This window comes from bacterium, assembly GCA_035703895.1.
In the GTDB taxonomy this organism is placed as follows: domain Bacteria; phylum Sysuimicrobiota; class Sysuimicrobiia; order Sysuimicrobiales; family Segetimicrobiaceae; genus Segetimicrobium.
In genome coordinates, this window is sequence record DASSXJ010000293.1 from 1 (window position 1) to 15,675 (window position 15,675).

The following is a 15,675-nucleotide window of genomic DNA, read 5'->3' on the forward strand; positions in this document are numbered from 1 at the left end:
CACCTTCTGCTTCGCGGAAGACGAAGAGCGCTCGCCGTGGGAACCCCTCGCGGTCGAGCGCGGCGTGCCCACGGGCGCCTCGGCCGTGACCGTGTTCGCGGGCGAGGGGCTGCGCGCGGTGTTCGACCAGCGCTCCCGGTCGCCCGAATCGCTCGCCCTGTCGTTGGCCGGGTGCCTGCGCACCGTGGCCCACCCGAAATTTGTCGGCGACTACGACGCCCTCGTCGTCGTGTCCCCCGAGCACGGTCGCGTCTTCCGGGAGGCCCGCTGGTCGAAGGCGCGTCTTCGCGATGAGCTCATCGAGGTGCTCACGCTTCCCGGGGCTGAGATCGTTAGGGGCGCGGGCGGCTGCGCCGAAGGGATGCCGGAGACGTTCGCCGGCGGCTCCTGGCCGAAGTTCCGGCCCGAGGGGGTCCTGTTCGTTCACGCCGGTGGGACGGCCGGGCTATTCTCCGGCATCATCGGCAGTTGGAAAAACGGGCCCGGCGGAAGCCAGCCCGTGACCCGGGAGGTGATCCTGTGACAGACCAGATCGTGCTCGACCCGACCAGCGAGCGCACGCCGCAGGTCCGTGTGCGTCCATCTCGTCCGGTGTCATTGTCGGACCGGACCGTGGGGCTGCTCGATATCTCCAAGTCGCGCGGGGATGTGTTTCTGGACCGACTCGACGCCCTGCTCACCGCCCGCGGTCTGCGCGTGCTGCGCTTCCGCAAGCCCACGTTCACCAAGGTGGCTCCGGCCGACCTCCGGTACGAGATCAGCGTTAAGTGCGACGCCGTGATTGAGGGTCTCGCCGACTGAGGGTCGTGCACGTCGTGCAGTGTGCACGACATCGTTGACCTCGAGACCCGCGGGATTCCAGGCGTGATGGTCGCGTCGGACGAGTTCGTGCACGCGGCTGCCGCGCAGGCGCGCGCCCTCGGTGCGGATCCGGCGTGCGTCTTTGTCCGCCATCCGATTCAAGACCGTACCGACGACGAACTCCGCGCCCTTGCCGACGAGGCGGTCGAGGAGATCGTGCGGACGCTCACGGCGGAGCGCCCCCCGGCCTAACTGCGTCCAGCAGCGCAGCCGTCGCGGCCGCGCGTCCGGCCCAAAACAGGGCCACGTGACCGGTGACGGTCTGGTGTGCCTCGTGCCTCGACACCCAGGCCAGGGCTTCTCCCGCCAGCCAACCCAGCGTCCCGCCTGGATCTTGTGAGAGCAACGCGGCGAGGATGAACCTGCGCTCGCCCATCCTGAGGCCGAGTTCGAGACTATGCGCCGCGCGGGCCAGGTCCGCCCTGGTCAGCACCATGCCGCTGCGCACCGGAGAGAGGAGCCCGCTCGTGAACGCCTCGGCGCCGTCCACCCTGGGATCCGGGAGCGGCGGAGCGAGGCGAAGGTGCAGTGGCAGCGCGCCCGGGGGGCCGGCTCCTTCGATCTCGGCCGTGAGGGTTTCGGCGAGCAGCGCGCCCCATGACCGGTAGAAGGGGGGCGCGACGTCGCGGAGTTTGTCGAGGTAGGGGAAGAGCCAGGAGGCCAGGTGCTCCCAGAGGAACGCTTCCCGGCTCAGGCGCCCCATCAGGCGCCGTGGGGGATCGGGTTCCCCGCGCGCGTGCTCGCCGAGGGCCGCGTACAATCCCAACAGCGCGGTGAGGTGATCCGGCTCCGCCGGTGGGGCTCGGTGGAGGGCCCGCCAAAACCCGGCGACGCGGTCCCGCGCGTCTCCTCCAAGCATCCCCTCGGCGCCGAGGTACACCGAGGCATACGGATAGAGCTGCAGCGCGAACACTTCGGTGTACTCGGCCGGGTCCGGGATTCCGTCCAGGCCCAGCAGCCTGCCCAGGCGCGCCTGCTCGGATCCGGGAGGTTCTGCGAGGACCGCCAGCGCTCGGACGAGCTCGCTCACAACCCCACAATGCCGACCGGTTCTCCGGGATCCGGGAGGCGGTAGGCGTCCTTGGCCGGGCGGAGCGGGCGCATCAGCCAGTACGGGCGGCGGGTCCGGTCCGGCGAGTACCGGTCGGCCCCCCGTGTGAGCCCGAGCCACCGGCGATAGACCTCGGCGGAGGCGCTGGTGTCGACATAGATGTCCCCATACTGATCCCTGATGCCGGCCTTCTTGACCCGCACCGCCTGATGCCAGCAGTGTTGACCGGACACCGGGTCGGGGTGCACCGGGAACGTCAGGTTCTGATGGACGCCGACATCCGTCCACCAGATCTTCAACGTATCCCGATCCTGTGACGTGTACGGGCGCACCCCGGCGAGCTGCCGCATTCCCCACCGGTGATCGGTGTGGTCGAGGGACACGCTCGCCATCATCTGCCGCTGAGCGGCGTCGTGCAGCTTCCACCGGCCCATATGGTGGCTGCACGCCACGACCCCAGGGCGGATCCCCTCGGTCACCCACACCTTCACCACGTAGTGGCCGATCTCGGTCTCGACGCGCACCAGGTCCCCGGTGGCCACGTCGATGCGCTTCGCGTCCGAGGGGTGAATCCACAAGGGGTTGGTGTGAGCGATTTCGTCCAGCCACTTGGCGTTCGCGCTGCGCGTATGGATCTGGACCGGCAGGCGGAAGGTCGAGATCAGCGGCATCTGGTCGGGAGCCAGGTGATCGCGGTGGATGTGGCTCTTGATGTAGGTCGGGATCGCGTGCTCCCGCCACCCCCACCCGGCCAGGGTGGAGGAGTAGAACTCGAGTCGCCCTGAGGGGGTCGGGAAGCCGCGTACGATCTCGTCGCCAACCAGCACCCCCACAGGCCGTCGTCCTTCCGAATCGAGATCCGGGCTTCCGGTCGGGACGATGTTGGGGTTCGGCGGCGCAGGGGACTTGGTGTACACTCGGCCGGTCCGCTCGACGCGCATGCCGGCCAGTTCCTGCGTGGGCACCGGCTGCTCGTGGAGCGGCCCGATGGATCTCGCGACTTCGAAGGCGCCGTACCGGCGCATGTACGCGAGCGGCGTGATCCCTTCGGCCGCCGCCCGCTCGGGGAGGCCGGGGACGGAGTGCTCGAAGATATACCCGTAGTATTCGTCGACGGTCAGCTTCTGGCCGGGGGTGCGTCGAGACTCGAAGTAGCGCCGGATGCCGAGGCCGCCGTCCGGATCGATGCGCCAGGACAGCTCGATCCAGAACTCGTTTTCCTCCCACACCTCTCCCGGATTGACCTGGCGGGTGTCGGCGACGCGCTCCCCGAGCCGTTCGCGCGCCGCGCGGAGGACGGGCTGCCGGAACCCGATCCACTGGCCGTCGTACTGTTCGTAGGAATGGAGATCGTGGCGCTCGGACCCGTGTCCCATCGGCAGGATGTAGTCCGCGAAGAACGCGGTCTCGCTCCACGTAGGCGTGAGCGCGACGTGGAGCCTCAGCAGAGACTCATCGGTGAGGGCCTCGATCCACGAGAACCCATCGGGGTTGGTCCAGACCGGGTTGTACACCCGGGTGAAGTACACGTCGAGGTGGCCGCGGCGCGCTTTGAGCAGATGGGGGAGCAAAAACGAGAGTTCGTTGATGGCCAGCGGGTATTCGCGCGGCCAGGTCAGCTCGTTCCACACGGACGGATGCGGCGGGACGTAGATCGGGCGGGGGACAAACTTGTTCCACGCGTTGGGATACGTCCCGCCTTCCGTCGCCACGGCTCCCAACAACGCGTTGAGGAGGAAGAGGGTCCGGGCCACCTGCCATCCGCCGAGGTTGCCGGCGGCCGCGCTCCGCCAGGTGTGGGTGGAGAGCCGCGTACCCGCGATCGCCACGGTCGCCGCGATCTCCTGGAGTGTCGCGGCGTCCACCCCCGACTCTGCGGCGGCGAACTCGAACGTATACGACGTGTACAGCGTCTTGAGGACGGCCTCGAATTGCTCGAAGGTGGGGGGGACGGCGGGGTGCTCGCGCTCCAGGTACTCCTGCCAGTTCCACCACCGCCGCACGAACTCCCGGTCGTAGAGGTCGTGCTGGATCAAGTGGTTGGCGATCGCCAAGAGGATGGCCGCCTCGCTCCCGGGGTAGGGGGCCACCCAGTGATCGGCGTGCGTGGCGGTGTTCGAGAGCCGCGTATCGAAGACGATCAGCTTCGCCCCGCGCTGCTTCGCTTCGATGACACGCTGCGCATGCGGGTTGAAGTAGTGACCGGCCTCCAGGTGGCTGCTGATCAACAGGATGACCCTGGCGTTGGCATGATCGGGGCTCGGCCGGTCCAGCCCCATCCAAAAGTGATAGCCCGTCCTGCCGCCGCTCGAGCACACGTTGGTGTGGGTGTTGTGCCCGTCGACGCCCCACGCGGCCAGCACCCGCTCGGTGAAGCCGTCTTCTCCCGGCCGGCCAACATGGTACATGATCTCATTGTGCCGGCCCTCGGCGATCGCGTGTCGCACGCGGATCGCGATGTCGTCGAGGGCCTCGTCCCAGCTGACCCGCACCCACTGCCCCGCGCCGCGGCGTCCGACCCGCTTGAGCGGATATAGGATGCGATCCGGGTCGGTGACCTGGTTGAGCGTCGCGGGTCCTTTGGCGCAGTTCCGTCCGCGTGAGCCGGGGTGCTCGGGATTGCCCTCGAACTTTCGGACCTGCAGGGTGTCCTTGTCCACGTACGCCAGCAGCCCGCACGCGGACTCGCAGTTGAAGCACGTAGTGGGCACGAGCATATAGCGCTTCTCGACCCGCGCCGGCCAAGCTTTTGAATCGAGCTCGACCCAGTCGTCCCACCGCTCCTTGGGCGGAAACGCGGCCAAGTGAATCCGGCTCGGCCCGGGGTAGAAGGTTTCCCCACGGGCCTCGGCGGCCTCGCGCGCCGCGCTCACCCGTGCGTTGAGCTGCTCGAGACGCATACTAGGCAAGGGGTACGGCTTGTCCCGCCTGGACATAGCCGTGCTCGTAGGCGAGGAGGCCGGCCAGAGCCGGCGGGACGGCGCTCAACGCGACCCACGGATCGAGCGAGGGGAAGGCGGCAACGACGCCGAGCCCGCACGCCACGAGCCCCAGGCCGGTCAACCAGAGCCCCGATCGGTAGAACCTACGGAATCGTCCCCCGACCAACTCATGGACCGCCAGATGGGCATGCGCAGTGGCATGGGTCAAGGTCGCTTCCCCCCAGGCCAGCAGCAGCTGCAGCAGGCTGGAGGCGCCGAGCATCCACAGAAGCGGCCGGACGAGATCCGCGTCGAACCGCACGGCCACCGGGAGCAGGGCGGCGGAGCCTGCCAGCACGGCCTGGACGAGGAAGTGCGACGGCAGGAGCGGGTTCTGCCAGAGATCGCGTGCCTGTGCCTGAGCGAAGAGGTACGCCGTGTACACGGCGGTCAGCGCCGCCAGCGGCCCGCCGAGGACCGCGAGCGCCGTCTGCACGCGGCTTCCCCCGAGGAGCGTCGCGCCGACATGAGCGGCGAGCACGGCGGCATACCCGGCGATGATGAACGCCCCCTTCACCAACCAGCTCGACCACTGGGGTCTGGTGAAGATGAGGTAGAAACGCTCGGGGTGCTTGAGGTCGGCGACGAGCAGTCCTCCCGTCACAACGAGGAAGACGCCGGCCAGGACGGGGGCGGACCACAGCCACAGGAGGTTCGTCCCTGAGAGGAACCCGCCCATGAGCAGCAGCAGCGGGACGAGGTACGCCCCCGACGCGATCGCCTTGGTCCAGGTGTACAGGCTGACCCGCCATCCCCATGGCATCTGATGCGGCACGTCGTAGCTCAAGAGCGCCGCGGCCGAAGACGTGCTCCACCCGTCCGGGTGGCCTGACGTGACCTGCTGTGGAAACCGGCCCTGTTCGCTCCACATGAAGAGTCCGCCCGACGGCCGCCGCGCCGCGATCGGGTCGAGGGTCGCTTGGTGCGCGCCGGTATAGAAAAGCTTGGGATGCGTCCCCTTCTCCGGCCGCCGCACGGTCGTGGCCTCCCGCCCGACGATCTGAGCGACCCGGGAGCCCGGATCGTTGAGGTCGCCGACGAGGATCGCCTCGGTGGGGCAGACCACCACGCAGGCCGGCTCGAGGCCGACGTCGATCCGGTGAGCGCAGAAGTTGCACTTCTCGGCCGAGTGGTCGTCGGGGTTGATGAAGATGGCGTCGTACGGACACGCCGCGATGCAGGCTTTGCACCCGATGCAGATGGTTTTGTCGAAGTCGACGATCCCGTCCCTCCTCCGGTACATCGCCGTCGTGGGACAGGCGGTGGTGCAGGGCGCGTGATCGCACTGGTTGCACCGCGTGACCTGGAACGCGCGGTGAGTGTGGGGGAACATCCCGACATCGACGTACTTGACGTAGGTGCGGGTGACGGACAGCGGCACCTCGTTCTCAGACTTGCACGCGGTCGTGCAGGCGTGGCAGCCGATGCAGCGGGTGTGGTCGATGACTTTGGCCCACTTGATCGGGCGGGCGGGCATCTCGAGCGGGGCGGCGGCGGGTGAAGCACTTGCGGTCATGGATGTCCCCTACCGCGTCTGGCGGGTCGATTCCTGCACCCCGTAGGGTTAGCCCTCTACGCTGTCGAGGTTCCCGATCATATAGCCGTAGCTCCCGGGCTCGACGACATCCGCGGTCCGGTGCAGCAGGATCGTGACGTTCCGCCGATACGGCGCCGAGATCGCCTCGAGTTCTTCGAAGGTCTGGGGATGGTAGACGCGCCCCAGCACCGTGGCCGGTCCCACCTCGACTCCGAGGGCGGTCACCTCGGGGATCAAGAGGCCGCCGGCGTGGGGTCGGAGTGTGGCGATCTCGGTCAGCACCGTCTGCGGGGGCGCCGCCGCCGGAATGGGGGGAAGCATCTCCATCGCCCGCATCACGTTCAGAATTCCCCGGACCCCGCGCTCGACGTACTCGGACTGGTCGACGTCGCCGCCGCCGAGCTCCACGACGATCGACGGCACGTCCCGCGCGCGCGTGATCCCGCTTGCCGTCCCGGGGTACGGGTCGCGAGGCCGGTACAGCCAGGCCGAGCCGAAGGCTCGGGAGAGACGTTCGTCGTTGACGATATACACGTAGTCGACGGTCGGATACGCGCCGCCGGCATGGAGATCCACCAGCGCATCGATCTGGTTGAGGAATCGAGTCGTGATCTTGTCCGCCAGCTGCTCGGTGAACCCGCCGTGCGGATCTCCGGGAAAGACGCGGTTCAAGTTGGTCATGTCGAGCGGTGTGTTCCGCGTGATCGCGGCGTAGGAGAGGGGGTTCGCGCAGGGCAGCATCAGCACGCGGCCGCGCAGGTCACCGGCGCTGAGGCGCGTACGGACCCGGAAGAGGATCTCGACGCCGACCGCTTCGTCTCCGTGAATCCCCGCGGCCAGCCCCAACGTGGGCCCGTCCCCCTGCCGGCCCCGCAGTTCGTGGAGCGCGAGCGATACCTCGGCGCCGCTCGCGAGCGATGTGATCGGGATCCGCTGCACCGTCCAAGCTGAACTCACCGATTCCCCTCCTCGGTCCTTGTAGCGCGGTCTTCCAAGCCCGTGCAAGCCCTCGACAATCTGCCGCCTCAGGCGACGTTCGGCGAAGGCTTCCCCGGCTCCTCGGGGCGGACGTAGCCTGAATCGCACGGGCTGGGTTCAATGAAGGGAAGGAGTGCAGGCATCAAAATGCAAATCTCAGGCCATAGCGTTTGTCCGTCGACGCACCGCACGTGGAGGCGGTGCTGATTTGGGGGAGGGTGATGAATAAGAACGACAGCAGGCCGTCTATGGCGCTGCTTACCTTGATCAACGGATTCCAAGTGTCGCAGGCGATTCATGTCGCGGCGAGACTCGGGATCGCTGATCTCCTCACGGGTGGCCCCCGGAGCAGCGAGGACCTCGCCGCGGCGACCGGCGCACACGCCCCGTCGCTCTACCGGCTACTGCGGGCGCTCGCCAGCGTCGGCGTCCTCCGTGAGGACACGGACCGTCGCTTTAGCCTGACCCCGCTCGGTGACTGCCTCCGCTCCGATTCACGCAGCCCGGTCGGTCCGTGGGCATCCTACATTGGCGAGCCGGCGTACCGGCTGGCCTGGGGACAATTGGAGCACAGCGTGAGGATCGGCGAGACGGCCTTCCGCCATGTCCATGGGATGAGCGCCTATGAATATCGCGCGCGGAACCCGGAGGCGGGAGCCATCTTCGACCAAGCAATGACGGCGCTCTCGCGCGGCACGAACGAAGTTCTCCTCGACGCCTACGACTTCGGGCGCTTCCGATGCGTCGTGGACCTGGGCGGCGGCCAGGGCGCGCTGTTAGCGGCCATCCTCGCAAAGCACCGTTCAGTCCGCGGCGTCCTCTTCGATCAGCCGCATGTCGTTGAGGGAGCCGAACACGTCCTCAAGGCGGCGGGCGTTGCGGACCGGTGCCGGATCGTGGCCGGCAGTTTCTTCGAAGGAGTCCCGAACGGCGGGGATGCCTACACCCTGAAGTTCGTGCTCCACAATTGGGCGGACGAGGAGGCCGTCGCAATTCTCCGGATGTGCCGGCGGGCGATCGCACCGGATGGGGCTCTGCTAGCCATCGAACGAGAGGTCGGCCCGCCCAACGAGGACCCGCGGGTCAAGTTGGGCGACCTGAACATGCTCGTCGGACCGGGAGGGAGGGAGCGCACCCGCAAGGAGTTCGAGGCGCTGTTCGCCGCGGGCGGCTTCCGGCTCGTGGGAGCGACGCCGACGCAGGCTCAAATAAGCATCATCGAGGGGGTTCCTGGTCCGATGTAACCTCTCGCAACCGCATGATAGGCGCTGCTTCGACGACCCCTCCCTCTATACGCACGTTTGCCAACGAGGTGAATTGAACCGTACATCTCCGTATCCGGATGGAGTGGCCATGGCCCGACATCGCGGCGGTCGAGTACTCGCGATTTGCGTGCTGGTCACTTTTGTCGTCGCTGTGTTCTTCGGCGCTCCTGCGTGCGCGGACGACGCGATCGACGTCCAAGCCATCGATGCTTTGATGCTACGATTGATGGCGACGTACGGCGTGCCGGGGGCGTCGCTCGCGCTGATCAAAGACGGTCGGGTTGTGCTAGAGAGAGGATACGGTTATCGAGATCTGGCGACTCACGCGCCCGTCACCACGGGCACACTTTTCAGCATCGGGTCCATTTCGAAGTCGTTCACGGCACTCGGCATCGCACAGTTGGTGGATCAGCACAAAGTCGATCTCGATACACCGATCATTAAGTACGTGCCCGAGTTACGGCTCAGCGATCCCGGCGTGACGCAGAGGGTGACGTTGCGGCAGCTGCTGTCCCACACCAGCGGCCTTCCGCCCGACGCAAAGTGGAACACGCCGGCGGCGGATGCAAGTCACCAGCAAATCGTCCACGACATGGCAACGGTGCCGATCACCGCGGCGCCGGGCGCACGGTTTCAGTACTGCACCCAGTGCTTTCTGCTGGCGGCCTACGTTCTGGAACGGATGACGGGCCAATCCTGGGAGGCGTATACGCGGGCGCACATCTTCGGACCGCTCGGGATGGCGACCGCGTCATTCGGGTCCTTTGGTCTTGAGCGGGCTCAAGACGCGGCTCAGCCGTACCGACCATATGTTTTCGGCCAGGTACCGGTGCTTTGGGAAGCACTCCGATGGATGGAACCTCTGGCGCCCGGAGGGGGCATCGATGCCAGCGTCGCCGACATGGCGCGGTATGCGCTGTTTCAACTCGGCGACGGCACGGCGTCGGGCCGGCAGTTGGTCTCGCCGCCCATGCTGGCGGAATTGCACCGTCCGGAGATCGCTACACGCGACTCTCCAGCCGAGGACATCCGCTACGCGCTGGGATGGTTCACCTCAGAGCATCGGGGGGTGCACCTCATTTTCCATAGCGGCAGGAACCCCGGCTTCCGGGCCAACATCACGCTTGTTCCATCCGTCAAGGCAGGGCTGGTCATTCTTGCCAACGCGGAGGGGGCAGGTTTGTTTGTCCAGGCGGTTCGACTAACTCTCGTGGATGAGCTGCTGGAAATGACGCCGCGACACGATCTGGCTCATTGGATCAATTGCGGATAGATCACTTCGTGGCGCCCCTGTGCCGAGATTAGTTCCTGACCGACATCGGTGACCGGAACGATTTCGAATCCCTGCCGGAACGGGTAGCAGCGCAACCAAGTTCCGGCAGCTTGGTCGGTCTCTGCAGTTTAGCACGGGGAAGAGATAGGGCCAGCTGTTGGCTGAAAAAGTACCTCGATGTGTTTGCTGAACATATCTGAGAAACTGAGCTGAGCCTGCAGTTCCGATTTGACCACGCGCTGAGAACCTCGAGTATGTGTCGAATGTCTTTCTTGATACAGGTTTGCGCGATGATGACGCTGGGGAGGCGCATATCTAATGGGCGAAGTCCACAACCAGCCCTTTCGGCTCTCGTTCAACACCGCGTTGAAGATCGAGTCCAAGGGATCGCGGGTCACCTCCGATGGCGGGCTGATCCTCGTACGCGAGCTGGACGAACGGTTGGGCTCCAGCGCCCTCATCGTACAGCACTTGACCGATCCGCGGGGCTCGAAACATCCAGTTCCCGCTCGCCGAACCTGGTCCCGTAATCAATCTACCGCCGATTGGTGGGGCAGGAAGCCAAAACGAAAATTCCGGTCAGCGTGCTTTGCCTCAGGGAGCCCGCCGGCTGAGCGGCGAGCCGCCGCATCGCCCCGCGCCGGCACCCGGCCCGCGTACCTGCTCCTTCCTGCGCGGACCCCCTTGGACGCGCCGTCACCGCGCCCGCGGACATGACGGCTGAGCCGGTCGAAGCGTTGATCCGCGGCGTACCATTCTTCAGTGCGCTCGACCGCCTGGACGTTGCACGCCTGACCGGGGCGCTGGAGGAGGTGGCGTTCGCCGCCGACACGGTCATCTTCTCCGAGGGAGCCGACGCCGACGCGCTCTACCTTCTCGACGAAGGTCAGGTGACCGTAAGCGTCCGCGGACCCACGGGCGAGCGGTCGGTCGCCACGCTCCGGGCACCCGCGCATTTCGGCGAGCTTGGCCTGCTGCTCGGGCGCCGCACGGGGTCGGCCCGCGCCGCGACCGACGTGCGCGCCTGGAAACTATCCCGGGAGCGATTCGAGCGGGTGGCCAGGGAGCGGGGCCACCTCGGGCTTATGATGGCCACATCGCTCGCGGAACTGCTCGACCGCCGTTCGCGAGAGCACGCGGGCGTTCCAATCACGACGGCGACGGCGCTTCCGATCCGTCTCGATGCTCCCCGCCCCGCGCCATCGCGCCTGCGGCGAAATTTGTCGTTCGCCCTCGCGATCGGCGTCCCCGTCGTCCTCTGGACGGTGTCCCCGCCGGCCGGACTGACCGCCAGAGGGTGGCACGTCGGCCTTATCGTCATCGGGGCGGTCCTTGCGTGGCTGACCGAGCCGGTGCCCGATTTTGTCGTCGCCCTGGCCATGGTGACCGCGTGGGGGCTGACGGGACTGGTGCCGCTCGGGCAGGCGCTCGCGGGGTTCACGAGCTCGTCCTACATAGTGGCCCTCAGCGCCCTGGGCCTGGCCGCGGCGATGTCGCGTTCCGGCCTGCTCTATCGCGTCGCGCTGCGGCTGCTACGGACCTTTCCGCCGTCCTACTCCGGCCAAGTGCTCGCCCTGCTCGTCGGGGGAGCGCTCGTCACGCCGCTGATGCCGCTTTCGATCGCGCGTGTCGCGGCGATAGCCCCGCTTGCCCAGGAACTCGCCCACGGCCTGGGATATCCACCGCGGAGCCGAGGGAGCGCGGGCCTAGCGTTCGCCGGAATTCTCGGGTACGCGGCGTTCAGCAGCGTCTTCTTCACCGGCCTCGCGATGAATTTCTACGTATTTGCGCTGATGCCGGCCGCGGACCGCGCGCAGTTCAGCTGGTCCGTCTGGTTCCTGGGCGCGGCTCCGGCCGGGCTGATTCTGTTTCTGGGCTGCGCCGCCATGCTGTTGGTCGGCTTTCGGCCGACGGAGTCACCGAGAATCGCCCCCGCCGCCCTGGAGCGCCAACGGCGGGTCCTCGGACCGCTCGCGTCCTCCGAGCTCGTCACGATCATCGCGCTCGCGGTCTTGCTCCTGGGGCTCGTCGCCCAGCCGACCCTCCGGATCGACAGCGCGTGGGTGGCGGCCACCGCGCTTATCATAGGCCTCACCGGGGAAGTGCTGAACCGGGAAAGCTTCCGGAACTCCATTGAGTGGGGCTTCCTGGCGCTGTTCGGCGTCCTGCTGGGAACCGGCGGCGTTCTTCACGGCGTCGGGATCGACGGGTGGATCGCGAATCTGCTCGTGCCGCTCGTACGTTCGGTCGGAAGCCCGGCCGCGCTCGTCATGCTGCTCGCGCTCGCGATCGTCGCCGCCCGGCTCGCGCTGCCCTGGATTCCGGCCACGCTGCTTCTGAGCCTCGCGCTGGTCCCGGCGGCCCCCAGGCTCGGCCTGGCCCCGTGGATCGCCGGCTTCGTCGTGTTGGTCACCGCCAACGCCTGGCTCAACCCGCGTCAGAGCGACTACTGCCGGCTCGTCCGGGACGCCACGGAGGGGGAGATGTTCACCGAACGTCACGCCCGCCTGGCCGGCGTGGGGCTGACCGTGCTGACGCTGCTCGCCCTGGCGGTGAGCCTGCCGTATTGGAAATTTCTTGGGATCCTGACGCGGTAGTCACTCCAGGCCGTTATTAGGCTCTAGCGAAAGACGGCGAGCGGCAGGAGTGCGCTGACGATGTACTGCCCAGCGTCGACGATCTCTGAGATCTTCAGATCCACACAGAGACTCGCCAGCACGTACGCATCCTCGGCCGAGAGCCGGTAGCCTTGGGACAGGTGCCCGATCATCGCGCGCACCGCATCCTGCGAAGCTCTGTAGAGATCCGGCCCGACCCCGGTTGTCCCGTACCAGCCCCCATGGTTCACGCGGGGGACCAGCGGACCAGGCACGGCGAACTGCGGCCCCGGAATCCTTCGGCCTTTCTGGAGCGTGAATCGTAGCGCCGCGTACATCGGAGCCTCGATGCCTGTGATGCACACCTCGCCGTCGCCCTGCGCCGCGTGTGCATCCCCGCAACTGAACAGGGCGCCGTCGACCTGCACCGGCAGGTAGAGCGTGCTGCCGCGTGTGAGCTGTCGGACATCCATGTTGCCGCCGAACGTCCCGGGAGGCGCAACCGCCTGCTCGTGCGCCCCAGTCGGGCAGACCCCCATCGTCCCGAAGAAGGGCTCAATCGGGATCGCAATGTCGTCGCGCATGCGGGCGACGTCGCCGCTCGCGAGATCGAAGACCCGCAGATAGGGCTCCTTGAAGTCATCGGGGAGTAACCCCCGCCCAGGGGCGATGGCGGTCCACCCCCACCCCCGCGTATGGATATCGAGTATCTCGACGGCCAGCGCATCGCCCGGTCCGGCCCCGTTCACGTAGAGGGGACCGGCCAGCGGATACGAGCGCGCCCGGTTCTGCGTTGGCAGGGCCGCGGAGGTGGACGTCGGCGTGATCTGATTGTCGCTGACATCACGGGTGTGCACCACCACGACGTCGCCGCTGTCGATCACCATCCCCGGCTCATGGCGCACGTCCCACGTGCGGTGCACTTTGTCTAACGGAAAGTAACGGGTCGCCATGGCAGACGCCTACCGAGGCGGCTGCGGCAGAACCGGCGTCAACAACCACTTCTCCGCCTTGGCAATGTACTGCGCCGGGTCCGGGTTGATCGCGGCGCGCTCAGGAGAAGCGTAGTAGGACCTCTCTTGGGCGACCCAGTCGTCTCCGTCGCTGCTGAGGAGCCAAACGAACTCGTTGCGCTCCCGAATGATCCAGGCGCCGTCGATGCGATAGCCATTCTTCAGGCGCAGCGGATAGACGCCGGCCGCCCACGCCTGCACAAAATCATTCAACCGGCCCTTGTTGATGGTGTAGATTCGCAGTTCCGCGGTCATGTTGATCTCCCTCCTTTGAGTTCCCGAAATGCCTTTTAACAGGTCCGTGTCCCCCCACCCCCTGATCTTCCCGGCTGGCATGATGCGGCGCTGGGTTGGCCTGTGGATGGCCATAGGGGGATTGGGCTCGGCGCACGATCGCGCGTCATATTCTGGCGCTTGACCAACCAAAGCGTTGGGGCTCTGCCCCTCACCTACCGCGGCCCCAAATCGGATTCCTGCCGGCAGGGACCCCATGCGCGATGGCGAACGCGCGACGCTGGAGTGCGCCGCCCGCGGCCGGCAGAACCGTGCCCGCCGCGAGACGAAACTTGGGGAGGGAGCACGATGGCCGTGCTCGACCGCAAGATCGCCGTGATCGTCGGGGGTGGACGCGGGTTGGGCAGGACGATTGCTACGACGTTGGCGCAGGCAGGTGCCCGGGTCGTGCTCGCCGCCCGGACCGCAAGTGAGCTCGAGAGCGCGGCCGCGGAGGTACGGGCCGCGGGGGGCGAGGCGGCATCTGTCAGAACGGACGCCACGCGGGAAGAGGAAGTCCGGCATCTGGCGAGGTGGACGCGTGACGCCTACGGTGAGCCCGACATCCTGGTCAACTGCGCCGGCGAAGCCCTCCTCAAGCCGCTGGCCGAGATTACCTGGGACGATTGGCATCGGATCCTGGCGGTGAACCTGGGATCCGTGTTCCTCACGATGCGGGAGTTTCTCCCTGGGATGATGGCCCGGGGCCGCGGCGCGATCGTCAACCTCGCTTCCCGGGCGGCCATCACCGGCGCCCCGGCGGCCAGCGTCTACGGATCGGCGAAGGCGGGCGTCATCGCGTTCACCAGGTGCTGGACCAGGGAGGCCGCCGCTCACGGTGTGCAGCTGGCGGTGATCGCCCCCGGTCCGATGGATACGCCGATGCGCTGGGCGGCGACGCCCGCGTTCGACCGGACGCACGTGATCCCCCCGCAGGCGGTGGCCGACCTCGTGCTGCTGGCCGTGTCCACCCCGAACCTCGTGTACGACGACGTGCTGATTCCGGTCTCTATCAATTATTGATATGGTGTAGGTGTAGCGGAGAGCGATCCTCGAGGAGGGCGACGTCGATGTGGACAGCGAGATCTCGCAGGCGCATCGTGTGGACAGTCTGTCTCGTGCTGGTGGGAAGCTTGACGTTGCCGAGTACGTCCCAGGCCGCAACCGCGCAGGCGATCGACGCGAGCGCGAATAAGGCGATCGCCCAGTTCAAGAGCCAGGTCAAAGGCGCCGACGCGTTCCTCCGGGGGGCCAACGGGTACCTCATGTTCCCGGAGGTCATTCAGGCCGGCATCGGGATCGGGGGGGAGTACGGCGAAGGGGTGCTGCGCGTTGGGGGCAAGAGCGCGGCCTATTACAGCATCGCCGCCGGGTCGATCGGGTTTCAGCTCGGCGCGCAGAGAAAGTCGATCCTCATCGTGTTTTTGCAGTCCCAGGCGCTCAAGGATTTCCGGGCGAAGGCTGTGGCGGGTAAAGCCTGGAACGTGGGCGTTGATGGATCGGTGGCGTTGCTCAACCTGGGGGCGCAAGCGTCCATCAATTCCGCAACGATCAATAAGCCGATCGTGGGGTTCGTGTTCCAACAATCGGGTCTCATGTACAACCTGAGCCTCGAGGGGGCAAAGATCTCGAAGCTCCAGAGATAAGGAGCCAGTGAGGTGCGGACACCGCTCATCGAGGGTCTCCTGGCCGCGGTGGTGGGGGTCGTCGTCTCCACCGGCGTCGCGGGCGCGGTGGACGGCAGAGGGTTTCCCGATGTGCCCCCTTGGCACTGGGCCTTCGATGCCGTGATGAAGGACCAGGGGGCGGGGGTGGTCGTCGGGTATCCGGCCGCGCCTGCCGAACT

At 67.0% G+C, this 15,675-nt stretch carries 14 protein-coding genes; 8 read left to right on the forward strand and 6 right to left on the reverse strand.

Annotation, left to right across the window (positions count from 1 at the left end; all coding sequences use genetic code 11):
* Nucleotides 1–523, forward strand: a 523-nt coding sequence (locus tag VFP86_19310; protein ID HET9001800.1) for a thioredoxin, incomplete at its 5' end; no start/stop codon positions are given.
* Entirely contained in the window at nucleotides 520–1,053 is a 534-nt protein-coding gene (locus VFP86_19315; protein ID HET9001801.1) for a UGSC family (seleno)protein, read from the forward strand. The genes VFP86_19310 and VFP86_19315, both read left to right, overlap by 4 nt.
* Here the strand turns inward: VFP86_19315 and VFP86_19320 are convergent.
* Genes VFP86_19320 through VFP86_19335 form a run of 4 tightly spaced genes read right to left on the reverse strand, consistent with a single transcriptional unit; the run spans nucleotide 1,028 to nucleotide 7,387 of the window.
* Nucleotides 1,028–1,891 (reverse strand): molecular chaperone TorD family protein, encoded by an 864-nt coding sequence (locus VFP86_19320; protein HET9001802.1) that lies wholly within the window; start codon nucleotides 1,889–1,891, stop codon nucleotides 1,028–1,030. The genes VFP86_19315 and VFP86_19320 overlap by 26 nt on opposite strands.
* Nucleotides 1,888–4,812 (reverse strand): molybdopterin-dependent oxidoreductase, encoded by a 2,925-nt coding sequence (locus VFP86_19325; GenBank protein HET9001803.1) that lies wholly within the window; start codon nucleotides 4,810–4,812, stop codon nucleotides 1,888–1,890. The genes VFP86_19320 and VFP86_19325 overlap by 4 nt, the downstream gene beginning before the upstream one ends.
* Nucleotide 4,813: 1 nt before the next feature.
* On the reverse strand, nucleotides 4,814–6,409 hold the full coding sequence (locus tag VFP86_19330) for a 4Fe-4S dicluster domain-containing protein (protein ID HET9001804.1): 1,596 nt from the start codon (nucleotides 6,407–6,409) through the stop codon (nucleotides 4,814–4,816).
* A 48-nt stretch (nucleotides 6,410–6,457) separates the two neighbouring features.
* Entirely contained in the window at nucleotides 6,458–7,387 is a 930-nt protein-coding gene (locus tag VFP86_19335; protein ID HET9001805.1) for a M14 family metallopeptidase, read from the reverse strand.
* 269 nt (nucleotides 7,388–7,656) lie between these two features.
* On the opposite strand from VFP86_19335, the gene VFP86_19340 reads away from it, so the two are divergent.
* The 3 genes from VFP86_19340 to VFP86_19350 all read left to right on the forward strand — a co-directional run bounded on the left by VFP86_19340 (nucleotide 7,657) and on the right by VFP86_19350 (nucleotide 12,543).
* Nucleotides 7,657–8,652 carry a methyltransferase gene (locus VFP86_19340; GenBank protein HET9001806.1) on the forward strand — a complete coding sequence of 332 codons (996 nt, stop codon included), beginning with the start codon at nucleotides 7,657–7,659 and terminating at the stop codon, nucleotides 8,650–8,652.
* Nucleotides 8,653–8,761: 109 nt separating this feature from the next.
* Entirely contained in the window at nucleotides 8,762–9,946 is a 1,185-nt protein-coding gene (locus VFP86_19345) for a serine hydrolase domain-containing protein (protein HET9001807.1), read from the forward strand.
* A 713-nt stretch (nucleotides 9,947–10,659) separates the two neighbouring features.
* Nucleotides 10,660–12,543: an SLC13 family permease gene (locus VFP86_19350; GenBank protein HET9001808.1), complete on the forward strand. Its 1,884-nt coding sequence runs from the start codon at nucleotides 10,660–10,662 to the stop codon at nucleotides 12,541–12,543.
* A 23-nt stretch (nucleotides 12,544–12,566) separates the two neighbouring features.
* Here the strand turns inward: VFP86_19350 and VFP86_19355 are convergent, their stop codons facing one another.
* Complete coding sequence (locus VFP86_19355) at nucleotides 12,567–13,496, reverse strand: acetamidase/formamidase family protein (protein HET9001809.1); 930 nt, start codon at nucleotides 13,494–13,496, stop codon at nucleotides 12,567–12,569.
* A 9-nt stretch (nucleotides 13,497–13,505) separates the two neighbouring features.
* Nucleotides 13,506–13,811: an NIPSNAP family containing protein gene (locus tag VFP86_19360; GenBank protein HET9001810.1), complete on the reverse strand. Its 306-nt coding sequence runs from the start codon at nucleotides 13,809–13,811 to the stop codon at nucleotides 13,506–13,508.
* Between the two features lie 327 nt (nucleotides 13,812–14,138).
* On the opposite strand from VFP86_19360, the gene VFP86_19365 reads away from it, so the two are divergent.
* The 3 genes from VFP86_19365 to VFP86_19375 form a co-directional block, all read left to right on the forward strand.
* Complete coding sequence (locus VFP86_19365) at nucleotides 14,139–14,852, forward strand: SDR family oxidoreductase (protein HET9001811.1); 714 nt, start codon at nucleotides 14,139–14,141, stop codon at nucleotides 14,850–14,852.
* A 47-nt stretch (nucleotides 14,853–14,899) separates the two neighbouring features.
* Nucleotides 14,900–15,475 carry a YSC84-related protein gene (locus VFP86_19370; protein HET9001812.1) on the forward strand — a complete coding sequence of 192 codons (576 nt, stop codon included), beginning with the start codon at nucleotides 14,900–14,902 and terminating at the stop codon, nucleotides 15,473–15,475.
* A 12-nt stretch (nucleotides 15,476–15,487) separates the two neighbouring features.
* Nucleotides 15,488–15,675, forward strand: a 188-nt coding sequence (locus VFP86_19375) for a hypothetical protein (protein ID HET9001813.1), incomplete at its 3' end; no start/stop codon positions are given.